The organism is Pseudoalteromonas sp. MSK9-3 (genome assembly GCF_003590335.1).
Classification (GTDB): Bacteria; Pseudomonadota; Gammaproteobacteria; order Enterobacterales; family Alteromonadaceae; genus Pseudoalteromonas.
The window spans coordinates 119604-141952 of sequence record NZ_MIET01000036.1; the positions used below are offsets into that span (position 1 = coordinate 119604).

A 22349-nucleotide genomic window follows, 5' to 3' on the forward strand; every position below is an offset into this window, starting at 1 on the left:
GACATATTATAGACCCTCCACTGAATAGAACACTTTACTTTGTTTTGCCCACTCTCGGGTTTGTTCAGATACTTGGTAAATGGCACCTAGGTGCGCATATTTATCTGCCATAGCGACAAAGTTAGCCAGTCCTACTTGATCCAAGTAACGGAATGCACCGCCTCTAAATGGTGGGAAACCAATACCGTAAATCAGTGCCATGTCTGCTTCTTGTGCCGAGGCAACCACCCCTTCTTGTAAGCATAACAGGACTTCATTTAGCATCGGCACCATACAGCGTTCAATGATGGTTTGTTTATCAAACGCTTGGCTTGATCCACAAATACTTGCCAATAGCTCAAGGCTTGCTGCATCTTTAGATTTTTTCAGGCGACCTTTTCTGTCTGGTGCATACTGATAAAACCCGACTTTATTTTTCTGACCATAACGTTCTGCATTCGCTAATACAGCCACAGGATCTTTTTCTTGGCGTGCCATGCGTTCAGGGAACCCATCAGCCATAACACCCGTACAATGATTAGCAGTATCAATACCTACCACATCGAGCAGGTAAGCCGGGCCCATAGGCCAACCAAATACGTTTTCCATCACTTTATCTATTTGACTAAAGTCGGCGCCTTCAACCACAAGTTGACTGAAGCCTGCAAAGTAAGGAAATAAAACTCGGTTTACAAAGAAGCCTGGGCAATCGTTTACAACAATAGGCGATTTACCAAGCTTTAAGGCGTAATCAACCACCGCGTTAATGGTTGCATCAGAGGTTTTACTACCGCGAATAATTTCAACCAATGGCATCTTTGGCACTGGATTGAAAAAGTGCATACCACAGAAATCTTCTGGACGTTTTAGCGCAGTTGCTAATTCATCAATACAAATTGTGGATGTATTTGACGTTAATATAGTGCCTTCTGGCAGCTGTTCTTCAAGACCTGCTAGCACCGTCTGTTTTACCTTCGGGTGCTCTACGACCGCTTCAACCACAATATCAGAATTGGCTAAATCACGATCTTCAAGCGTTGGTTTTATTTTACCAAGTGTTGCGACCATTTTATCCATGGCCATATGACCACGTTTTACTTTTTTACCAAGAATGGTGGCTGCTTCATTCATGCCTAAATCAAGCGCTGCTTGGTTGATGTCTTTCATGACAATCGGTGTGCCTTTATAAGCAGACTGATAAGCAATACCGCCGCCCATAATGCCCGCACCGAGTACCGCTGCTTGTTTGATCTCAAGCTGTGATGCTTTAGCTTGCTTTTTAGCAACGCCTTTGATGTATTGGTCTGCTAAAAAGATCCCGGTTTGTGCGGCAGCTTCTGCTGTTTTCGCTAGCTTGGCAAAATTGGCATTTTCAATGGCCATTGCTTCATCACGAGTGCTATTTGCGGCTGCTTTAATGGTTCTTACCGCCATCACTGGTGCTGGGTAGTGACCTTTGGTTTTGCCCATAACCATGCCTTCAGCCATCGCAAAACTCATGCCTTGCTCTACTTTATTTAGCTTCAATGGTGAAAGTTTTACTTGGCGTTTTGCTTGCCAATCGAGCTTACCTTCAACAGCTTGCTCTAATACGCGGACCGCTGCGTCGAATAGTTTTTCCGGTGCAACCACACCGTCAACAGCGCCGACTTTAAGTGCATCGTTCGCGCGATTTTCTTTACCTGTGGTGATCCAGGTCATGGCATTGTCGGCACCAATAATTCTTGGTAAACGTACCGTGCCACCAAACCCTGGCATGATCCCGAGTTTAACTTCAGGTAAGCCAATTTTTGCTGAGGTACTAGCTAAACGAAAGTCAGTAGCTAGTAACCACTCACACCCGCCACCAAGCGCTAAACCATTGATTGCTGACGCAGTAGGGAAAGGTAAATCTTCGATGGCATCAAATACGTCGGTTGCTTCTTTTATCCAGCCAATAAGTTCTTCTTCTGGGCGCTGGAAGGTCGGTAAAAATTCAAATATATCGGCACCAATGATGAAGTGATCTTTATCACTGGTGAATACCATCGCGTCAATATCGTCACGTTGGCGTAATTCGGCAAATGCTTTAGCGCATTCAGATAGGGTTTGCTGAGACAGTTTATTAACCGAACCTGGCATACAAAACTTAAATTCAGCGATTTTGCCTTTGCAGAAATCAACAACAAAGGACTCACTCTTATATAACATGCTTGTTCTCCCGTGTGGTAACACTGGTACGATGAGTTGCTATTTCACCCAGTTTGGCCGCTTTAAATAAAAATTGCAATGAAAAATTTGTGCTGCATTTCTCATATTATTAAAAAGCATAAATATTGATGCTATGGTGGGGGTGTTGATTTTATTCACCTTCAGTATAGATAAGGTAAGTCACTATGCTGAGGCGTTTTCTTAGATAACAACTGTAGTACACAATTGGTGTGGTGCATCCACACGTTACTTAAATAATTTGAATTAAGGTCACTATGAGAGCATGGATCTTAGGTGTCGCTGCTACCAGCATTGGGCTATTTAGCTGGTTTTCTTGTGCACAAGACACCCATAAAACATTTAAAGCGGCAGAGCGAGTCGCGTGGTCAGGGCAATATAATGCCTTTCAACACTCATTAAAGTCGCTAGATCACCCCTTAAAGCCTTATGTTGAAATGGCCTTTTACAAGCGAAATAGTAAATTAAAATATCAAGCCGATATTGCACGCTATTTATCGGTATATGACGGGACTCCGTTAGAGTGGCCCGTGCGGTCAAGCTGGTTAAAGTATTTGAAAAAGCGTGGCAAAAAAGCACTATTCATAGAATATTACCAACCGACGAAAGACGCTGAATTACACTGCAGTTACTTGCAATATCAACTTGATTTAGGCGCACCTAAAAAAGCAATTTTAGATCAGGTAACGCCTTTGTGGGTAGTGGGTAAATCTCAGCCGCGTGCATGTAATGGTTTATTTAAGCAGTGGCAAAGTGCCAACTATATGAGTGAGGCATTGGTGTGGCAACGGATCACCAAGGCGGCCCAAGGCGGGCAAACGTCTTTGCTACGCTACTTAAAAAAGCTACTACCTAAGAACCAAGCTTATTTAGCTGACTTATACACCAAGGTACGCCAAGATCCGAGCGCGTCTGCGGGTCTATATCGTTATAAAAACCGCTCAGCCAAAGAAGCTGAAATTGCGGTGTATGGGGTGCGTCGTTTAATTTGGCGAGATCAGAAGTTGGCGCTTCGAGCATGGGACAAGCTACAAACCATGTTTGCTTTTACACAAGCACAAAAAGACAGTGTGGCTTACAGGTTTGCTTTGGCGTTAGCATCAAAAGGACACCCTCAGGCTAAATTTTGGCTTAATAAAGTCCCGCCAGCACAACAAGATAGTAAGTTAAAGCAATGGATGATGAGCAACATGCTCAAAGAGCAAGATTGGGCAGGGATCACTGCGCTATTTGCCCCCATGAATGATTTGAGTAATGGACAAACCTATTGGTTGGCTTACAGCCATGCTCGTCGGGGCGATATGGGTCAAGCCCGTGAGTTGTGGCAAAGCATTGCAGGAAAGAGGGATTACTATGGCTTTTTAGCGGCTGGACGGCTTGGCTTGCCTGTGTCGCTCAACACCAAGTCGCTAGATGTACCGCCATCGCTGTTAGAAAAAGTATCGCATGCACCGGGTTTTATGCGTGCTAAGGCGTTGTATGAGATGAAACGATACACGCAAGCGCGCAGAGAGTGGAACTATTTAACCAATACCTCGAGTACGGCAGAAAAGCTGGCTGCCTCTATGTTAGCGGCTGACTTACAGTGGTACGACAGCACGATTTTTACGCTTGCTGAAATTAAGGCATGGGATTATGTCGATTTACGTTTCCCGATGGCGTACGAGGCATTATTCACGCGCTATAGTAAGAAAAACCATATTGATATGGCGTGGAGTATTGCGGTTGCGCGTCGTGAAAGTTCGTTTGCACCGGATGCAAGGTCACACGCCAACGCGTATGGATTAATGCAGTTGTTACCAAGCACCGCTCGTTACGTGAGTAAGCAGCGTGTGTCGAAGAAAAAGCTATTTCAGCCTGTCACCAACATTCGTATAGGGACCGATTATTTAGAGTATTTGAAAAAGAAAAATCAGGGGAATGAAATCCTGGCGACTGCGTCTTACAATGCAGGCTACCACCGCATTAAAAAGTGGTTGCCCGATGAAGCCATACCTGCGGAGTTATGGATTGAATTGATCCCCTATAAAGAAACTCGTGATTACGTTAAAAACGTCTTTGCGTATCGCCAAGTTTACCATACTAAAATGGGTCGCGACGGCAATGTATTGGCACCAATCTTGGATATGAAAATTGGTGGGTGAGTCGACTCTGGTGTTATCACAGCGTCAATCTAGCGACTTCGCTGGATTGGCTTTTAGCGCTTATGATAGACTGGATTTATTGGTAGATTAAACTTAATGGGTACACCATGGAACAACTAGCACAATATTATGCTGAGCATATTGCAACGTTACAGCAGCGCACAAAAACTATCGTAGAACGTGAAGGGCTTGAAGGGCTTGTGATCCATTCAGGTCAGGCTAAACGTCAATTCTTAGATGATATGTATTACCCGTTCAAGGTAAACCCACAGTTTAAGGCATGGTTGCCAGTGATTGATAATCCGCATTGCTGGTTAGTGGTCAATGGCACAGATAAGCCTAAGTTAATATTTTATCGACCGGTTGATTTTTGGCATAAAGTGCCGGATGAGCCAAGTGATTTTTGGGCTGATTATTTTGATATTCAATTATTATTAAAGCCTGATCAAGTTGAAAAATTTCTGCCTTACGATAAAGCAGGATACGGTTACATCGGTGAGTACTTAGAAGTAGCACAAGCCCTTGGCTTTACACAAATGAACCCAGAGCCGGTGATGAATTACTTACACTTTCATCGTGCCTATAAAACACAGTATGAGTTAGTGTGTTTACGTGAAGCAAACCGCTTGGCGGTGCTTGGTCATACTGCTGCGCGTGATGCATTTTATGCTGGTGCGTCAGAGTTTGGTATTCAACAAGCCTATTTGAACGCCACATCACATATGGAAAATGATACGCCTTATGGCAATATTGTGGCCTTAAATGACAACTGTGCCATTTTACATTACACGCACTTTGATCGTCAGGCACCGGCACAACATCGTTCATTTTTAATTGATGCGGGCGCAAACTTTCATGGCTATGCGTCTGATATCACCCGTACTTATGATTTTGCTAAACAAGGCCAATTTGCTGATTTAGTGTCTGTTATGAATGAGCATCAGATTGCGTTAGGTAAGGCATTACAACCTGGTAAACTATATGGTGAATTGCATATTGATTGCCATAACCGTGTAGCGCAAGTGTTAGCTGAATTTAATATCGTCAAGCTACCAGCAGAAGAGATTGTTGCTAAAGGGATCACGTCAACGTTCTTCCCACATGGCTTAGGTCACCATTTGGGTCTGCAAGTACATGACATGGGTGGGTTTATGGCTGATGAGTCTGGTACACATCAAGATCCGCCAGAAGGGCACCCATTCTTACGTTGTACGCGCCGTATTGAAGCGGGACAAGTATTTACCATTGAGCCTGGGCTGTATTTCATTGACTCATTACTCGGTGATTTAGCTGAAACGGACAATAAGCAGTATATCAATTGGGATAAAGTGGCTGAGTTTAAGCCTTACGGTGGTATTCGAATAGAAGATAACATCATTGTGCATGATGATAGGCTTGAGAATATGACACGAGATTTGGACTTAGATTAAGACACGATGAGTTTGAGTTAAAATGAGGGAGCGTGATGCTCCCTTTTGTTTTAAGGTACATAATGAGTGTATGTCAGAATACTATATCCCCAGTGAAACGCTAAAATTTCACGAAGAAATAAAAAAAAGCACCTTCATCGTGCATATTGCCCATACGCCAACGCTTGATGATGCAAAAGCCTTCATAAAAAAGATAAATGAGGATTACCCTGACGCACGCCATAACTGCTGGGCGCATGTGGCAGGGCAACCTGGTGGTAGCCATGTTTATGGGTTTTCTGATGATGGGGAACCAAATGGTACAGCAGGCAAGCCCATGTTAAATGTGCTTACCGGATCTGGGCTAGGGGAGATAACGGCGGTAACAACGCGTTATTTTGGCGGCATTAAGTTAGGCACCGGCGGGTTGGTACGTGCGTATGGTGGCTCACTCAATAATGCCTTAGCACAACTGCAGACGAGTTTAAAAATTCCGGCTGTGACACTCGTTGGTGAGTCTGATTATGCCTTACAAGGTGTGATTGAGCAGTACTTACACTCTCACTTTACGATTTTATCTATTGAGAAAGACTATGGGGTGGCGGTGAGTTGGCAAATTAGTCTAGATCACCGACAAGTACAGCAAGCACGGCAAGAAATTTTTGATTTAAGTAACGGTGTGGTTGAGTTAACTATCAAAGAATAAGACAATTGGTGCTAAATTAGTCTTAATAATCATAAAAAGCGAAAAGCAGCATGCAATTTCGTACCATCATTAAAATTCTCGGCCAACTGGTGGCGTTATTTAGTATTACCATGGTACCGCCAGCATTGGTGTCATTGATCTATAAAGACGGTGGTGGTGTGCCATTCGTTTTAGCTTTCGTATTTAGCATTGCGATAGGGATGCTTGCTTATTATCCCAACCGTAAAGAAAAAGGCGACTTGAAAGCCAGAGAGGGCTTTTTAATTGTGGTGCTGTTCTGGTTAGTTCTAGGGTTTTTCGCATCGGTGCCGTTGATCTTTTTACAAACCCCAAGTCTTTCTCTTGCGGATGCCGTGTTTGAGGCATTTTCGGGTTTGACCACCACAGGGGCTACGGTACTGACAGGCATAGAACATTTGCCCAAATCAGTGCTGTTCTATCGTCAGCAATTACAATGGCTTGGCGGTATGGGGATCATTGTACTGGCCGTCGCGGTATTACCTATGCTTGGCGTGGGTGGTATGCAGTTGTATCGTGCTGAAACACCTGGGCCCGTCAAAGACTCTAAAATGACCCCGCGTATAGCAGACACCGCCAAACACCTTTGGTATATCTATGTGTCACTGACGGCGGCGTGCACGGTATCTTATTGGGCTGCAGGCATGGGTTGGTTTGATGCCATTTGTCATGCTTTCTCAACCATCGCCATTGGCGGGTTCTCGACCTATGATGCGTCGATGGGTCACTTTGACAGCCCACTTATAAACATTATTTGTGTGGTGTTTTTGATCATTGCGGCGGTGAATTTTTCATTACACTATGCGGCGGTGTCGAGTCGAAATGTACGCGTATATTTGCGAGATCCAGAGTTTAAAGTCTTCCTATTCATTCAATTGGCATTGGTGGTACTGTGCTTTGCTGTTTTGTCTTCAAATCAAGTGTATATGAATGGTGATGAAACGTTAGATCAGGCGCTATTCCAAGCGGTTTCTATTAGTACCACAGCCGGCTTTGCAACTGACAATTTTGCGGCATGGCCACTGTTTTTGCCAATCTTACTTATTTTTTCTAGCTTTATTGGGGGATGTGCTGGCTCAACAGGCGGTGGTATGAAGGTTGTGCGTGTTTTCTTACTTTACCTACAAGGTGTGAGAGAGCTTAATCGCTTGGTACATCCGCGTGCCATTTACTCGATTAAATTAGGTCGTAAAGCATTGCCAGACAAAGTTGTAGAAGCGGTATGGGGATTCTTTTCTGCTTACGCCCTTGTCTTTGTGATTATCATGATTGCGTTGCTAGGCACGGGCATGGATAACATTACGGCCTTTTCAGCGACTGCCGCATGTTTGAATAACTTGGGTCCTGGGCTCGGAGAAGTTGCAGCACATTATGGCGATATTACTGACACGGCCAAGTGGATACTAACGATTGCGATGGTATTTGGGCGTTTAGAGATATTCACTTTACTGGTGTTATTTACTCCGACTTTTTGGCGCGGTTAAATATAGGGTCTTGCGGTGCCTCTGTGTCAGAGGCACCACTTCTTGTTTCGTTTTTTTATTTCCTCTTTCCTCATTCATACCTTCGTCATTTAATCGACCTAATCTAAAACATGTACAGTGGTACCCTGTTTGAAATTGCGCCTAGGAGCCGTTGTTATTGAGCGTATAATTCCCTCTAATTTATTGTTTTTACGGTGGGCTTACTGAATAGACTGGCTTGCAATTACAGGCATATAGGTTTTTAATTGACAATTACATAGGCAAGTTTGCACTTGTTATTTATGACGGAATAGCGCCGTCCAATGACTACATTATTAAGGTTTAGTGATGTTAAAGACCAGTGCCGCAGGAAGCGGACACCATCTTGCGCAAATCCCTGCAGGGAGCGTAATTGATATTGAAGTGGTTATGCCTGCAGGCTCAAAGCGTTTGAAAACGGAATATATAGGCCAACTTGATGGGCAGTTTTTAGTGTTGAAGCACCCGAGCTCTAAACGTCTTGGCGCTGCAATTGATCATGTTAAGGAAGGCTGTACGGTGATCGTTCGGGCGCTCTTAGAGCATGGCGAGGGTCAAGTCATCGCCTTTAAAACCACGATTCAATCAATAACCTCTCACCCAGCTCGGCTGATTTTTTTAACGCCGCCAGCTCAAGTACAAACTTATTGTTTACGCGCGCAAACTCGCGTACCTACGCTTATTCCTGCGGTCATTAATTTAGCTGAGCATTCCTGTGTTGGGGTAATTAAGGATATTTCTTTATCGGGCTTACAATTTGATATTCATCATGAAGACAGCAGGGATACCGCGAGTATGAAAGAGCAGGACTGTAAGGTTCTACTCGAAGGTAAAAACAATCAGCAAATTACTTTGTCTGGCTCGATTTGCAGCCTGCATCCACAAGATGACACCATTGCATTGGGTATTCGGTTGACTGATGAGCAGCATGTGATGGAAAATATTCTGAAAGAGTATTTAATTGATTTATCTATATTACACGAAGAAAGCTCGTAAATGAGTGATCACAGTGCGCTAGACAAATAGCGCACTGACTTGGAATAACTTTTCAACAACACTTATTTGGCGCTTGTCGATTAAAAACATAATGACGTGATCTCCCGACATAATAACCGTATCGTCATGGGCTATAAGCACATCGTCATCTCTGACAATAGCACCAATGGTGGTACCGACTGGCAACTTAATATCTCTGATAGAGCGGCCGACTACTTTTGAGGTGGTTTCATCGCCATGTGCCACGGCTTCAATTGCTTCAGCAGCACCTTTTCGCAATGAATATACGTTTACAATATCACCGCGACGTACGTGTGTGAGCAGGGCTGAAATGGTGGCCTGCTGCGGAGAAATAGCAATATCAATTTCTCCACCTTGAACAAGGTCTACATATGCGCCACGTTGAATAAGCACCATGGTTTTTTGTGCCCCCATGCGCTTTGCAAGCATGGCCGCCATGATATTCGCTTCATCGTCATTAGTGACAGCAATAAACGCATCGACTTGTTCAATATGTTCTTCCGAGAGCAACTCTTGATCAGAGGCGTCACCACAAAATACCACGGTATTATCAAGCATTTCAGATAATTGAGCAGCACGAGTATGGTTTCTTTCAATGAGCTTAACACTGTGATTCTTTTCCAGTGAACGTGCAAGTCCGGCACCGATATTACCACCGCCCGCAATCATAATTTTACGATAGGATTGTTCCAGTTTTTGCAGTTCATTCATCACGGCACGAATGTGCTTTGTTGCCGCGATGAAGAAGATTTCATCATCGGCTTCAATAACAGTAGTACCAAGCGGTTTAATGGCTTTACCTTGACGATAAATTGCTGCGACACGAGTATCTACGTTCGGAATATGCTCTTTCAGTGCAGAAAGGGCGTAGCCAACTAATAATCCCCCGTAATAGGCTTTTACGGCAACCAATGACAACATGCCTTCAGCAAATTGCAGAACCTGTAGTGCGCCTGGGTAGTCAATAAGGCGACGAATATACTTGGTTACCAATTGCTCTGGTGCAATATAGTGATCTACTGGTAAGTCGTCATTGTGAAATAGCTTTTCACGGTATTTTAAGTATTGCTCAGACCGGATCCGAGCAATTTTAGTCGGCGTATTAAAAATACTATAAGCAACCTGACAAGCAACCATGTTCACTTCATCTGAACTGGTCACTGCGATGATCATATCAGCGTCCTCTGCGCCCGCTTGACGCAAAATATCGGGATGCGCACTGTGACCAGTAACACCTTGCAAGTCGTACTTGTCTTGTAGCTCACGTAATCGGTCTCCATCGATATCCACGACGGTGATTTCATTTTGTTCACCCACGAGGTTTTCTGCGAGTGTGCCACCAACTTGTCCGGCCCCTAAGATAATGATCTTCATATTGGTTTACTTATAATTATTGTTGTTTAGTTAGCTTGGCATAGTAAAAGCCATCACTGAGTCCCGGTAACAATTGCAGACCAGGATGTTCAGGTGTGTCATTGTCATGAAGCGGGTGATGGATTGCATCTTGGTTATTCGCTAAGAACGTAGCGACTTGCTGTGTATTTTCTTCTGGTAATACAGAGCAGGTTGCATAAATTAATGTGCCACCCGGCTTGAGTAGTGGCCAGATATTGTTGAGTATTGACGCTTGCAGCTCAGCCAGATCATCAATGTCTGTTTTTCGGCGTAGCCATTTAATATCTGGGTGACGGCGGATCACGCCTGTCGCTGAACATGGCACATCTAACAAAATACGATCATAAGGGGTGTTATCCCACCATGTGTCAGGGGTTGAGGCGTCGGCATGGATACACTCTGCGTGTAATCCGATGCGTTTTAAGTTTTGCTCTACTCTTTCTAGACGTTGGTCGTCGGCATCTAATGCGTGTACGTGTGCGTCGGCCAACTCAAGAATATGACATGTTTTTCCACCCGGAGCGGCACAGGCGTCTAAAATGCGATCATTCTCTTGTGGGTCTAAGAGTCTTGCGGCCATTTGTGCAGCAGCGTCTTGTACTGAGCAAGCACCTTCTCTGAATCCTGGTAAGGTGAACACATCACAAGGTTTATCAAGTAAAATACCATCTGGGTATGCAGATTCTACACTGTGCTCTATGCCATCTTCATCAAGCATTTCGCTATATTCAGCGGTAGTATAATGATGCTGATTGACGCGTAACCACATTGGCGCTTGCTGTTGGTTCTCATGTAAAATATCTTGCCATGTATCTGGGTACGCAGCTTGTAGCTTTTTAATAAACCAGCCTGGGTGATTAAATTGGCATACTGGAATTAAATTGGCACTGGCTTCTAACTCTTCCTGCTGACGCTGAAAAGTGCGTAAAATGGCATTGATCAGCCCCTTTAAACCAGGCGCACGCATTGATTCTACTGCCGCAACGGTTTCTGCTACTGCGGCATGTTCTGGCACGCGCATATATTGCAATTGATACATGCCCACATACAGCACAAATTGATAAACACGCCTTTTCCCTTTTAATGGCTGCTCTAACAGTTGCTGACAGTAGTGCTCGAGCGTAGGCAAGTAGCGTAATACGCCATAACAGATCTGCTGTAATAGCGCTTTGTCTTTGCCATGCACTTTGTTTGCCGCTAAGGGGAGTTGGGTGTTGAGTGATTGGCCTTTATCAACGACTTGATAAAGTACTTCTGCAGCCAGTGCGCGTACATTCGCCATTATTGACCCACCTTAGTACCAGCGGTTACCCACTCAGCACGACCATTAAGAAAATCTTGCGCTGACATCGGTTTTTTACCTTGTGGTTGCAGTTGAGTAATAGCTAATGCATGTTCGCCACACGCGATAACAACGCCATGCTTGTCGCTGCGTAGCACAGTACCAGCTTCACCTTGCTCGTCGACGACGGTTGCGTGCCAAATTTTGACGGCTTGCGCTTGCATCGAAGTAAAGCAGACGGGCCACGGGTTAAACGCGCGAATATTGCGTTCAATTTGTGTGGCGGGCATAGTCCAGTCAATATTGGCTTCTTCTTTACTGAGTTTTTTAGCATAGTTGGCTAAATCATCATTTTGCTTTTCAGGCTTAGCGGAATTAGTTACCAATAAATCAAGGGTGTCTAATAAAGCCGTTGGACCTAACTCAGCTAATTTATCATAAAGACTCGCACTGGTATCTTGTGCGGTGATAGGGCAAGTTGCAATGTGAAGCATATCGCCGGTATCTAACCCTTCATCCATTTGCATAATAGTCACGCCAGTTTCAGCATCGCCTGCCCATAACGCGCGTTGAATCGGTGCAGCACCGCGCCAGCGCGGTAAAATTGAACCGTGTACATTCAAACAACCCAGCTTAGGTGTATCTAATACCGCTTTAGGCAGTAATAAACCATATGCGACAACAATCATCACATCTGCATTTAATGCGGCCAATTCCGCTTGAGCTTCTTCAGACTTAAATGTGTCTGGTTGAAAAACGGGTAAATCATGTTCAAGCGCCAATGTTTTTACTTCACTGGCTTTTAATTTTTTTCCGCGGCCAGCAGGGCGGTCAGGCATGCTATAAACACCCACAACATCATGTTGAGAGTCAATAAGGGCACTTAAGTGGCGCGCAGCAAAATCGGGCGTACCGGCAAAAACGATGCGTAGTGGTGAGGTCACTGAATTATCCAATGCAAAAATGATTAATATGAATTAAGCGCGAGAAGCAAGTTTGGCTTCTTTTTCTAGCTTTTTACGAATACGTTGGCGCTTAAGTGGCGACAAATAATCGATGAAGAGTTTACCAAGTAAATGGTCGAGTTCATGTTGCGTACAAATCGCCAATAGTCCATCAGCGTCATAATGAAACTCTTTGCCATTTTCATCTAGCGCTTTTACTTTAACGCTTTCGGCACGATCAACTTTTGCATATGAATACGGAACAGATAAACAGCCTTCTTCACTAACGGTAGAGCCGCTTTTTTCAATGATTTCAGGATTGATCAATACCATTGCTTCATTGCGTTCTTCTGATACGTCAATCACGACAATACGCTGGTGAATATTGACTTGAGTGGCTGCTAAACCAATCCCATTTTCGTCATACATGGTTTCTTTCATGTCTTTTACAATCTGACGAATTTCATCATTTACATCGGTGACAGGTTGCGCCACAGTGCGTAAGCGTTCATCTGGAAATCTAAGTACTTCTAACTTTGCCATAGTTACCTTTTACAGTTGAGCAAAAAATGCGATATTGTATGTTCTTATTTTAGCCATTCACGTTCCCCTTTAACAGGTTTTGGTTGATAATATCTAAAAATAACTCAAGGAAGCCGTAATGAAATACCCAATTGCTGCGCTACTACTGGCCATGAGTGCCTCTTTTTCTGTATTTGCAGAGTCTTTAGATTTGAAAAATAATGCACCGGCACAGTACACAGTGAAAACAGGTGACACATTATGGGACATTTCTAACCTGTATTTAAAAACACCTTGGGAATGGCGTCAGTTATGGCAGTGGAACCCTCAAGTGAGCAACCCTGATAAAATTTATCCGGGGGATGTTTTGGTATTAAAATATGATCAACAAGGTCGGCCTATTTTAATGCTCGATAAAGGTATTAAAAAGTTATCCCCAAGTGGGCGGGTTGTGGTACAAAAAAATACGGCAATTCCAACTCTGCCTTTAGCAATGATCGAACCATTTTTAGAGTATGAACAGGCACTCGATAAAGATGCGTTGCAAAAAAGCCCTATGGTGCTGGGCGCAAGCCATAATGTAAAAATGACTACGTTAGGGCACACCCTTTATGTTAAAGGCAATTTAATACGGGCAGCCAATTATGGTATTTATCGTCAGGGTGAGCCGTATATAGACCCTGTGACAGGATCAACACTGGCGTATGAAACGCGATTAGTGGGCTCAGGCCGAGTGACTCGCTCGGGAGACCTCAGTCAAGGTATCCCATCATCTGTTGAAGTTGAGATGATTAAACAAGAGATAAAGTCTGGTGATGTACTGTTACCCATCTCTCAAGGCCAAAGCTATACAGTGCAGTTCAATATGGAGCGCCCAGAAAAAATCAGTGAAGGTACTATTATTGCGAGTACCAATAAATTAAGAGAGTTTGGCACAACGGCCGTGGTTGTAATTAACTTAGGGAGCCAATCACAGCTAAAAGAAGGACATATCCTTGATATTAAGAAGCAATCACCTACAGTTATCGAAGGTGATAGTGGCCCTCGCTATGTGGAAGATGCCAATGGTTTAGAAAAGTTCATAAAGGATGTTAGAGAGCTTTTTGGTAAAGAAAACACAGAGAATAGCGTCGTTTGGACTATGCCTAAGGAAAAGGTGGGTGAACTGATGGTCTTTAAAGTATATGACGACATTAGTTATGCCATGGTAATTAAATCAATACGACCAATTCGGGTGGGGGATACTGTTAGCGCAGACTAAACTCGAATGCTCTAAGGAGGGAGCATGTCGCAACTTTCATTATCGCGCTGTATGGCGCTCTATTTATGCAAAGGCTTGGGCTTGGCCAGTATTAAAGCCTTAATGGATAAAATCGATTTGAATTCGTTGTTTGGTGCAACAGCCAAAGAACTGCAGAGACTCGGTCTAAACGATCCTATCGTTACGCAACTGACCAATATAAACTGGCAACATGTTGATGAGGTTATTCAGCGTTGTGCGAACTTATCTATCACTATCGTGTCATATTTTGATAATCGTTACCCTGTGCAATTAAAACAGATCTCTACCGCACCGCTCTTATTATTTTGTAAAGGGAACATAGACTTACTTATGCGGCCTCAAATTGCGATTGTCGGAAGTCGTAGTGCAACACCCACTGGATTAGAAATAGCGTCCGAATTTGCATATCAATTAATCCAGTCTGGTTTGGTGGTTACCTCGGGGTTGGCGCGTGGCATTGATGGTGCTGCACACAAAGGGGCATTGGCAAATACCGGAGAGACCATAGCGGTGCTTGGTACCGGTGCTGATGTCATTTACCCAAAGCGTCACCATTTACTGTATCAGCAGATTGCTGAGCGGGGGTTAATTGTGAGTGAGTTTTTACCCGGTGTTTTGGCGAATGCGTGCAATTTTCCGCGTAGAAATAGAATTATTTCAGGCTTGGCATTAGGGGTGGTATTGGTTGAGGCGGAGATTAAAAGCGGGTCGCTGATCACTGCTCGATATGCACTGGAGCAAGATAGAGAAGTATTTGCCATTCCAGGGTCTATCAAAAATCCATTATCACAAGGGTGCCATTTTTTACTGAAACAAGGCGCAAAACTCACAGAACATGTCAGTGATATTCTTGAAGAAGTGAGCTTTTTGTCTGAAAACAGTCTATATACTATAGAGAGTATAGCAGAAAATGAGGCGCCACAGGAGGATTGCCCAGTATTGGAAAACCTTGGGTTTGAGGTAACGAGTGTCGATACCTTGACGCAAAGAACACAATGGCCAGTTGAACAAGTCGTCGCGCGTTTACTCGATCTAGAATTAGAAGATAAAGTAGAGCGTGTATTGAACGGCTATATCAAATTAGCGAGGGGCTAGTTATGTTTGATATCTTAATGTACTTATTTGAAAACTATATCCACAGCGAAGCGGATATTTTTGTTGAACAAAACGAGTTAACTGACGAATTGTTACGGGCAGGGTTTAATCAAGACGAAATTTATAAAGCATTGGATTGGTTAGAGCAGCTTGCTGACTTACAGCACAGCGACGAGGTCCCTTATCTAAATGCTACTGCAGATAAAGCCATCCGAATATACACTGAAAAAGAATGCCAGATGTTAGACATACAATGCCGAGGCTTTATTATGTTTGTAGAACAAGTTGGCGTGATTGATAGTGTGACACGAGAAATGATCATCGACAGACTGTTTGCGTTAGAAAAAGCGTATATTGGTTTAGATGATTTAAAGTGGGTTATTTTAATGGTGTTGTTTAACGTACCAGGAAAAGAACACGCTTATGCACAAATGGAAGACCTTATTTTTGATGAACCAACCGAGTATTTGCATTGATACAGGTTGGGTTTATTAGTTTAATGAATATAACTCCTTGACCCAAGATGTGATGGAGTTATATTAGGCGCAAATATGTGCAGCCTCAGTAGATACTATGACCAAAATTGACCCTTCATTATTTAATGCACAGCAACACGCATTAGACAAAGAGCATGAAGCGTGCCCTGAATGTGGCTCAGCATTAGTGATGAAGCACAGTAAAAATGGTCCGTTCTTAGGTTGCACAAGTTACCCAGCTTGTGAACATATCACCCCGTTAGTTCAGCACGATAATCATGACATTAAAGTTTTAGAAGAGTCTCCTTGCCCAGAATGTGGTAACCCTTTGGTGATCCGTAATGGCCGTTATGGCATGTTTATTGGGTGCACGGGGTATCCTCAATGTGATTATATTGTGCATGAAGAACAAGAAGAACAGTCAGAAGAAGTTGGCTGTCCTAAATGTAAAAAAGGCCAGTTAGCGAAACGTAAAAACAAATTTGGTAAGTTCTTTTACTCTTGTGACTGCTACCCCAAATGCAAATATAGCGTGAATCAGCAACCGGTTGCACATCCTTGCCCAGAGTGTGGTTGGGGCGTGATGTTAGAAAAACAAAGGGCAGGAAAAGCTGTGTTACAATGTCCACAAAAATCCTGCCAGCACAAAATAGAGAAACCGCAGTGAGTAATACACCTGAAAATGCCACATCGATTGAGCCTGTCAGTGCCGTACATGCTTTACAGCAAGGCCAAGTGATCTGCTATCCAACTGAAGCCGTGTATGGTTTAGGTTGTGATCCTGATAACCAAAACGCGGTGGAAGCGTTGTTAGCCATTAAGCAAAGAGATGTTGCTAAGGGGCTTATCTTAATTGCAGATAATTATAGCCAATGTTTGCCTTATGTTGATGATGCGCAGATCCCCATGGATAAACGCGCAGATATTTTTTCTTCTTGGCCTGGTGGTGTGACGTGGGTATTGCCAGCCAAACAGAGCACACCTAAATGGTTAACTGGTGCACATAGTACAATTGCCGTGCGTGTCACTGCGCATCCAACAGTTAAAGCGTTATGTCAGCAATTTGGCAAACCGCTGGTGTCAACCAGTGCCAACCTGTCAGGCCAAGACCCTGTGGCAAGTTTAGATGAAGCGAAACACGTCTTTACCAAGCAAGTCGGTTTTTACGTTGATGCACCGTTAGGTGGAGCCAACGCGCCGAGTCAAATAAAGCACGCACTGACCGGTGCGGTATTGAGAGGGAATTAATCGTTTATGGCCAATGTTAATTTAGAGACGGTAAAGGCTTTCTTATTGTCATTACAAGATCGTATTTGTGACGGCTTAGAACAAGCTGATGGACAAGCTACATTTGTTGAAGATGAGTGGCAGCGCACCGAAGGTGGCGGCGGAAGAACGCGGGTCATTCGGGATGGTGCGGTAATAGAGCAAGGTGGGGTCAATTACTCGCATGTGTTTGGTAAATCCATGCCTGCATCTGCCACCGCACACCGACCTGAACTTGCTGGTAGAAGCTTTCATGCGTGTGGGGTGTCTTTGGTTATTCATCCAAAAAACCCACACATACCGACCAGTCATGCCAACGTGCGGTTTTTTATCGCCGAAAAAGAAGGCGAAGCGCCTATTTGGTGGTTTGGTGGTGGGTTTGATTTAACGCCTTTTTACCCAGTACTGGATGATGTAAAGCATTGGCACCAAGTTGCTAAAGATTTATGCCAACCGTTTGGAGACACAATTTATGATGACTATAAAAAGTGGTGTGATGATTATTTTTATTTAAAGCATCGTCAAGAAACCCGCGGTGTGGGTGGGTTATTTTTTGATGATTTAAATAAGTGGGGCTTTGATAAAAGCTTTGCCTTTATGCAGGCTGTGGGGAATGGCTTCTTAGATGCGTATGTACCACTAATAGAACGTCGTAAAGAGACTCCGTATGGCGAGCATGAACGCCAGTTTCAACTATATCGTCGTGGTCGTTATGTTGAATTTAACTTAGTGTGGGATAGAGGCACTTTATTCGGCTTGCAAACTGGGGGGCGCACAGAGTCTATATTAATGTCTATGCCACCTTTGGCGCGTTGGGAGTATAACTTTACCCCAGAACCAGGTAGTGCAGAGTTTGCGTTGTACGATCATTTCTTAAAACCACAAGATTGGTTGGGTCAACAAAACTAAACTCAATTGTACCAAGATATAAAAAAGGCACCAATGATGGTGCCTTTTTGCTTAACATAGATCAGAATTGAGTTAATCGAGCTTAAAATTTCGAACTTGCTCATCAAGTGAACGAGCTAGGTTTAGCAGCTCTTCACTGACATTTTTGCTGGCATGCGCATCAACCAATGATTGCTCAGCGTTATCCCGAATAGCGACAACACTTTGGTTTATCTCTTCAGCTGCTAAGTTTTGCTGCTCTGTGGCATCTGCAATTTGTACATTAAGATCATTAATCTCATGCATTTGTGCAGAGATATCTTTGAGTGCTTGCGCAACCTGTTTGACTTGTTGTGCACGTTCATCGGCTTCTTCACATGATGCATTCATTGCTTTTACAGTATGTGTGGCTTCACTTTGCAATTTTTCGATGGTGCGTTTTATTTCATCGGTAGAATCATGAGTACGAGTTGCAAGGGTTCTGACCTCATCTGCCACTACGGCAAATCCGCGGCCGGCTTCACCAGCTCGTGCGGCTTCAATTGCAGCATTAAGCGCAAGCAGGTTAGTTTGCTCAGCAATACTGCTGATCACTTCTAGTACTTTACCGACTTCCAGTGTTTGTGACTGCAGCTGACTCACTTGTTCACCCGCTTGGCGAACATCCATTGCAAGTTGATTAATACTTTGCTCAGTATGGTTAGCGATTGCCATACTTTGTTCAGCAAGGTGATTACTGCTCTCTGATTTTTCTGAGGCAAAATGCGTGGTATTTTTAACTTCACTCGATGAACTTTCGAGTTCATTAATGGCAGCTGCTACTGAGTCAGTGCCTTGCTTTTGTTCTAAGATAGCGCGTTCAGTGGTATCAGCAGAGGTATAAATGGTTTCAGCGGATTGGATGAGGATTTTAGCTGAGTGGGAGACTTGAGCAATGTTATCAGTAAACGACGCCATCATTTTATTAAAGTTGCAGGCTAAGCGGCCTAGTTCATCATCGACAGTATCGTTAATTCGCAGGCTCAAATCTTTATTTTGGGTCGCTAGGCGCATGGTTTTACCTAAGGCTTTTAACCTGACAATAAATAGCTTTCTGAACAAACCGCCCAGAATGATAAAGGTAAACAAGAAAATAGTAGAGAGTAAACCGGTGCTAAGTAGCGTGTTCTGGTGAACTGTATTGTCTATATCTGTTAAGGAGTAACTAATGCGTACCACGCCTAACACATCACCTTCATTAGCCTGATGGCAGCCGAGGCAATTTGTGCCCTTGTAATCGCTGCTTGCGATCATCGGCTTTAAATAGGTCATGATCCGGTCATCATTACGCTGTTCGATAACTAATGTTTCAGTGCCATTGAGCGCCGCAATTTCAGCATCATTCGCTGGTGATTGATTTTGATTGCCCTGCCCATAGAGTTTATTGACCTGTGTAGAGCGAATAATATGAGCATCTTCAATATTGGGGTGATCGCGCAGTTTGTTACTGAGTATTTCTCGGTTTGCCATGGTGCCAGTGAGCATCATGGTATTTATAGAGTCGAAATAGTTGTCTGCTAATAACCTAATATTGTTCTCAACAGTATCTTGAGCAAGGGTTTGTTGCTGGTGGCTATTACTTAATATACTCGCGACCAGAACCAACAGACCGGTAATTGCCAGCAAAGCATAAATTTTATGTTGAATAGATTTCACACGCACCGCTCATTCGAGAAAAACAGACGTGTATTATGCGCTTTTTATACCAGGCTAAATTTGACTTAGCGCAATAAGTATTGCGCTAATTTACACATTGATAATATGTTTAGTGTTGATTGATCATATGGCTTGCTAGTTGATCAAGCGAATTACGCAAGCCTTCTCGCAATAAAGGGTTATCTATTTCTATATCCAAACTTTTGTTCATGCAGTACATCCATTGCTCTTTGAGCGCAGTATCAATGGGAAAGGGCATGTGTCTTTGACGTAATCTCGGGTGACCATATTTCTCAGCAAACAAATCTGGTCCGCCTAACCAACCAGAAAGAAACTCAAAAAATACCTGCCTGATCCTATCTAAGGGTTGCGGGTGCATATCATAAAGCGGTTTGGCGTAAGGGTCTGATGCCATTATGTCGTAAAAGCGATTGGCTAAAGCGCGCGCGCCTTGTTCGCCGCCAATGATTTCATAGGGAGTTTTCTCTGGGGTCGGAGCGGGCTGCGCTGCAACTTTACTTGCATCTTTATTAAAGATGCGTTTAATTAACTGCTTCATGATTGTTGCTAACTTCTAGGCTAAAAATAAATGGATAAATACGCGGTGTTTGGACACCCCATAAAACATTCGAAATCACCGGCTATTCATCAGCAATTTGCAAAGCAATGTGGTGATACGCTGAGTTATGAAGCGATTTTAGCACCATTAGATGGTTTTCAATCAAGTGTTGAAGCATTTTTTTCTAGCGGTGGGTGTGGCGCTAATATAACCTTGCCCTTCAAAGAGCAGGCTTATGCGTTAGCTGATACGCTCACACAGCGGGCGAAATTAGCTGGCGCTGTAAATACGTTGAAACGTTTAGAAAACGGCCGATTGTTGGGCGACAATACCGATGGCGCTGGGTTAGTTAAAGACTTAATTGACCAAGGCGCACAGCTGAATGGCGCACGGTTATTATTGTTGGGTGCGGGTGGCGCGGCACGAGGCTGTATTTACCCTTTACTATGCGCGGGTGTAAAGGAAATAGTAATAGCCAATCGCTCTGTTGAGAAAGCCACTATTTTAGCCAAACAGTTTCACTCTTACGGCGCCGTTAGTAGTTATGCACTTGATGAAATTCCGAATGAGCGCTTTGACATCGTGATTAACAGCACATCGTTGAGTGTGTCAGGGCAAGTCCCTAATATTGATGCCCATCTTATTGCACAGTGTCAATTTGCCTACGATATGTTTTATGCTGATGAGACTACGAGCTTTTTAAAGTGGGTATCGCAATATAATGCGCAGTGTAAGTTAGTCGATGGTCTAGGGATGTTGGTCGGGCAAGCGGCTGAGGCCTACCTGTTATGGCGAGATACACTGCCAGATACAGAAGTAGTGTACCAAGTTATGAGAGAAGCGAGTTAATAATGAATCAAGGTATTTTGTTTAATGATCAAATAGAGTTTGATGTGGTGTCATGTACGCTTACTTTTAATGCGATGGTCTCGGGTATGATAGTACCTTGTATTATTGCAACCCCCTTTAATGAGCAAAGTAAGGCGTTGGCGCATTTTGCTCAGCATCAATTCGATTATGAAATTCAAGCTGAGCAATTAATTGAGGATGAAACGTATCAACCTGATGGCAGTATTAAACTAGCTTTCTTGTAAGTATTCATCTTTAAGTTGTACATAGTTTTGTGCTGATACTGCTAAAAATGCAAGTTCCTCAGGATTTAATGGTCGAGCTTGCTTTACAGGGCTGCCAACATACAGAAAGCCCCCTTGTAGGGTCTTGTTTGGTGGCACTAATGAGCCACCACCAATGATCACATCATCTTCTACGGTGACATTATCCATAACAATTGCACCCATTCCCACCAGAACTCTATTTCCTAATGTGCACCCGTGCAGCATAACTTTATGACCAACAGTGACGTCATCGCCAATGATCAATGGATAGCCACTTGGGTTATTGGCCGTTGCGCGGGTTAAATGTAATACAGAACCATCTTGTACGTTAGTTCTCTCGCCTATTTTTATATAGTTAACATCACCCCTTGCGGCGACGAGAGGCCAAACACTGCTGTCTTTACCAATCGTGATGTTGCCAACGAGTACTGCTGACTCATCTATATAAGTAGATTCATGAAGAGTGGGTGTGATCCCTTTATAGCTTCTTAGCATTTAAATGCCCCAGTTTGAGAGAGTATTCTAATAGGGCTAGTGTAAAACTAACTGCGTTGTTAGGCTATAGGTGATTTAAACATCGTATATCGTGCATAAAAGTAGCAAAAATAGAGCTTTCGTTGTAATTTTGCTCGAACACGTTATTTTTATTACTTTTCTTCAAATAAAGCTTGCGCTTTTTCTCCATCTCCCTATAATGCGACCCCACTGACACGGAGCAACACGCTGAAAAGCAAATTGAAACGAGTCAGCGTCAAGTAAAACTTAGTTTAGCTTTTCACTTAAGAAAATGTTTAAAATTAAGTGTTGACAAAAAAATAGGAAAGCGTAACATGCGCAGCCCTAGCGA

21 protein-coding genes are annotated in these 22349 nt (G+C 43.5%); 13 read left to right on the plus strand and 8 right to left on the minus strand.

The window, feature by feature from the left end; translation table 11 throughout:
- Positions 1–6: 6 nt before the first annotated feature.
- On the minus strand, positions 7–2169 hold the full coding sequence (gene fadB / locus BGP78_RS17650; RefSeq protein WP_119862611.1) for a fatty acid oxidation complex subunit alpha FadB: 2163 nt from the start codon (positions 2167–2169) through the stop codon (positions 7–9).
- A gap of 275 nt (positions 2170–2444) precedes the next feature.
- On the opposite strand from fadB, the gene BGP78_RS17655 reads away from it, so the two are divergent.
- The 5 genes from BGP78_RS17655 to BGP78_RS17675 all read left to right on the plus strand — a co-directional run bounded on the left by BGP78_RS17655 (position 2445) and on the right by BGP78_RS17675 (position 8962).
- The gene (locus BGP78_RS17655) at positions 2445–4331 is read left to right on the plus strand and encodes a transglycosylase SLT domain-containing protein (protein WP_119862612.1); all 1887 of its coding nucleotides are present in this window, start codon (positions 2445–2447) and stop codon (positions 4329–4331) included.
- A 107-nt stretch (positions 4332–4438) separates the two neighbouring features.
- Positions 4439–5761, plus strand: coding sequence for a Xaa-Pro dipeptidase (gene pepQ / locus BGP78_RS17660; protein ID WP_119862613.1), 1323 nt, complete (start codon positions 4439–4441; stop codon positions 5759–5761).
- Positions 5762–5831: 70 nt separating this feature from the next.
- The gene (locus BGP78_RS17665) at positions 5832–6446 is read left to right on the plus strand and encodes a YigZ family protein (RefSeq protein ID WP_119862614.1); all 615 of its coding nucleotides are present in this window, start codon (positions 5832–5834) and stop codon (positions 6444–6446) included.
- 50 nt (positions 6447–6496) lie between these two features.
- Positions 6497–7948: a TrkH family potassium uptake protein gene (locus BGP78_RS17670; protein ID WP_119862615.1), complete on the plus strand. Its 1452-nt coding sequence runs from the start codon at positions 6497–6499 to the stop codon at positions 7946–7948.
- A 327-nt stretch (positions 7949–8275) separates the two neighbouring features.
- On the plus strand, positions 8276–8962 hold the full coding sequence (locus BGP78_RS17675) for a flagellar brake protein (RefSeq protein WP_119862616.1): 687 nt from the start codon (positions 8276–8278) through the stop codon (positions 8960–8962).
- Between the two features lie 18 nt (positions 8963–8980).
- Here the strand turns inward: BGP78_RS17675 and trkA are convergent, their stop codons facing one another.
- From trkA to def, 4 genes are read right to left on the minus strand one after another with little or no spacing between them, the layout of a single operon-like run.
- Positions 8981–10357: a Trk system potassium transporter TrkA gene (gene trkA / locus BGP78_RS17680; protein ID WP_119862617.1), complete on the minus strand. Its 1377-nt coding sequence runs from the start codon at positions 10355–10357 to the stop codon at positions 8981–8983.
- 16 nt (positions 10358–10373) lie between these two features.
- Positions 10374–11660, minus strand: coding sequence for a 16S rRNA (cytosine(967)-C(5))-methyltransferase RsmB (rsmB, locus tag BGP78_RS17685; protein ID WP_119862618.1), 1287 nt, complete (start codon positions 11658–11660; stop codon positions 10374–10376).
- The gene (gene fmt / locus BGP78_RS17690; protein ID WP_119862619.1) at positions 11660–12604 is read right to left on the minus strand and encodes a methionyl-tRNA formyltransferase; all 945 of its coding nucleotides are present in this window, start codon (positions 12602–12604) and stop codon (positions 11660–11662) included. The genes rsmB and fmt overlap by 1 nt, the downstream gene beginning before the upstream one ends.
- A gap of 33 nt (positions 12605–12637) precedes the next feature.
- Entirely contained in the window at positions 12638–13147 is a 510-nt protein-coding gene (gene def, locus BGP78_RS17695; RefSeq protein WP_119862620.1) for a peptide deformylase, read from the minus strand.
- Between the two features lie 118 nt (positions 13148–13265).
- Between def and BGP78_RS17700 the strand changes: the two genes are divergently transcribed.
- The 6 genes from BGP78_RS17700 to hemF all read left to right on the plus strand — a co-directional run bounded on the left by BGP78_RS17700 (position 13266) and on the right by hemF (position 18154).
- Positions 13266–14387: a LysM peptidoglycan-binding domain-containing protein gene (locus BGP78_RS17700; protein ID WP_119862621.1), complete on the plus strand. Its 1122-nt coding sequence runs from the start codon at positions 13266–13268 to the stop codon at positions 14385–14387.
- 24 nt (positions 14388–14411) lie between these two features.
- Entirely contained in the window at positions 14412–15503 is a 1092-nt protein-coding gene (dprA, locus tag BGP78_RS17705) for a DNA-processing protein DprA (RefSeq protein WP_119862622.1), read from the plus strand.
- Positions 15504–15505: 2 nt separating this feature from the next.
- Positions 15506–15979: a DUF494 family protein gene (locus BGP78_RS17710; protein WP_119862623.1), complete on the plus strand. Its 474-nt coding sequence runs from the start codon at positions 15506–15508 to the stop codon at positions 15977–15979.
- A gap of 97 nt (positions 15980–16076) precedes the next feature.
- Positions 16077–16646, plus strand: a complete 570-nt coding sequence (locus BGP78_RS17715) for a type I DNA topoisomerase (protein ID WP_119862624.1) — start codon at positions 16077–16079, stop codon at positions 16644–16646.
- The gene (locus tag BGP78_RS17720) at positions 16601–17227 is read left to right on the plus strand and encodes an L-threonylcarbamoyladenylate synthase (protein ID WP_259386370.1); all 627 of its coding nucleotides are present in this window, start codon (positions 16601–16603) and stop codon (positions 17225–17227) included. Before BGP78_RS17715 ends, BGP78_RS17720 begins: the two co-directional genes overlap by 46 nt.
- Before the next feature lie 6 nt (positions 17228–17233).
- The gene (hemF, locus tag BGP78_RS17725; RefSeq protein WP_119862625.1) at positions 17234–18154 is read left to right on the plus strand and encodes an oxygen-dependent coproporphyrinogen oxidase; all 921 of its coding nucleotides are present in this window, start codon (positions 17234–17236) and stop codon (positions 18152–18154) included.
- A gap of 72 nt (positions 18155–18226) precedes the next feature.
- Here hemF and BGP78_RS17730 read toward each other — a convergent pair whose 3' ends face one another.
- Both BGP78_RS17730 and BGP78_RS17735 read right to left on the minus strand, forming a co-directional pair.
- Positions 18227–19834, minus strand: a complete 1608-nt coding sequence (locus BGP78_RS17730) for a methyl-accepting chemotaxis protein (RefSeq protein ID WP_119862626.1) — start codon at positions 19832–19834, stop codon at positions 18227–18229.
- 103 nt (positions 19835–19937) lie between these two features.
- Positions 19938–20387, minus strand: coding sequence for a group II truncated hemoglobin (locus tag BGP78_RS17735; protein ID WP_119862627.1), 450 nt, complete (start codon positions 20385–20387; stop codon positions 19938–19940).
- A 30-nt stretch (positions 20388–20417) separates the two neighbouring features.
- Between BGP78_RS17735 and aroE the strand changes: the two genes are divergently transcribed.
- Together aroE and BGP78_RS17745 are read left to right on the plus strand one after the other, a co-directional pair.
- On the plus strand, positions 20418–21236 hold the full coding sequence (aroE, locus tag BGP78_RS17740; protein ID WP_119862628.1) for a shikimate dehydrogenase: 819 nt from the start codon (positions 20418–20420) through the stop codon (positions 21234–21236).
- 2 nt (positions 21237–21238) lie between these two features.
- Positions 21239–21481 (plus strand): DUF1488 domain-containing protein, encoded by a 243-nt coding sequence (locus tag BGP78_RS17745; protein ID WP_119862629.1) that lies wholly within the window; start codon positions 21239–21241, stop codon positions 21479–21481.
- Here the strand turns inward: BGP78_RS17745 and BGP78_RS17750 are convergent.
- Complete coding sequence (locus tag BGP78_RS17750; protein WP_119862630.1) at positions 21467–21997, minus strand: gamma carbonic anhydrase family protein; 531 nt, start codon at positions 21995–21997, stop codon at positions 21467–21469. The two genes, BGP78_RS17745 and BGP78_RS17750, sit on opposite strands and share 15 nt — an antisense overlap.
- Positions 21998–22349 lie beyond the last annotated feature (352 nt).

Bases quoted from the DNA above. Each gene is read 5' to 3' on its own strand.
- fadB (WP_119862611.1), bottom strand. From the start codon at position 2,169: ATGTTATATAAGAGTGAGTCCTTTGTTGTTGATTTCTGCAAAGGCAAA.
- BGP78_RS17655 (WP_119862612.1), top strand. From the start codon at position 2,445: ATGAGAGCATGGATCTTAGGTGTCGCTGCTACCAGCATTGGGCTATTT.
- pepQ (WP_119862613.1), top strand. From the start codon at position 4,439: ATGGAACAACTAGCACAATATTATGCTGAGCATATTGCAACGTTACAG.
- BGP78_RS17665 (WP_119862614.1), top strand. From the start codon at position 5,832: ATGTCAGAATACTATATCCCCAGTGAAACGCTAAAATTTCACGAAGAA.
- BGP78_RS17670 (WP_119862615.1), top strand. From the start codon at position 6,497: ATGCAATTTCGTACCATCATTAAAATTCTCGGCCAACTGGTGGCGTTA.
- BGP78_RS17675 (WP_119862616.1), top strand. From the start codon at position 8,276: ATGTTAAAGACCAGTGCCGCAGGAAGCGGACACCATCTTGCGCAAATC.
- trkA (WP_119862617.1), bottom strand. From the start codon at position 10,357: ATGAAGATCATTATCTTAGGGGCCGGACAAGTTGGTGGCACACTCGCA.
- rsmB (WP_119862618.1), bottom strand. From the start codon at position 11,660: ATGGCGAATGTACGCGCACTGGCTGCAGAAGTACTTTATCAAGTCGTT.
- def (WP_119862620.1), bottom strand. From the start codon at position 13,147: ATGGCAAAGTTAGAAGTACTTAGATTTCCAGATGAACGCTTACGCACT.
- BGP78_RS17700 (WP_119862621.1), top strand. From the start codon at position 13,266: ATGAAATACCCAATTGCTGCGCTACTACTGGCCATGAGTGCCTCTTTT.
- dprA (WP_119862622.1), top strand. From the start codon at position 14,412: ATGTCGCAACTTTCATTATCGCGCTGTATGGCGCTCTATTTATGCAAA.
- BGP78_RS17710 (WP_119862623.1), top strand. From the start codon at position 15,506: ATGTTTGATATCTTAATGTACTTATTTGAAAACTATATCCACAGCGAA.
- BGP78_RS17715 (WP_119862624.1), top strand. From the start codon at position 16,077: ATGACCAAAATTGACCCTTCATTATTTAATGCACAGCAACACGCATTA.
- BGP78_RS17720 (WP_259386370.1), top strand. From the start codon at position 16,601: ATGTCCACAAAAATCCTGCCAGCACAAAATAGAGAAACCGCAGTGAGT.
- hemF (WP_119862625.1), top strand. From the start codon at position 17,234: ATGGCCAATGTTAATTTAGAGACGGTAAAGGCTTTCTTATTGTCATTA.
- BGP78_RS17735 (WP_119862627.1), bottom strand. From the start codon at position 20,387: ATGAAGCAGTTAATTAAACGCATCTTTAATAAAGATGCAAGTAAAGTT.
- aroE (WP_119862628.1), top strand. From the start codon at position 20,418: ATGGATAAATACGCGGTGTTTGGACACCCCATAAAACATTCGAAATCA.
- BGP78_RS17745 (WP_119862629.1), top strand. From the start codon at position 21,239: ATGAATCAAGGTATTTTGTTTAATGATCAAATAGAGTTTGATGTGGTG.
- BGP78_RS17750 (WP_119862630.1), bottom strand. From the start codon at position 21,997: ATGCTAAGAAGCTATAAAGGGATCACACCCACTCTTCATGAATCTACT.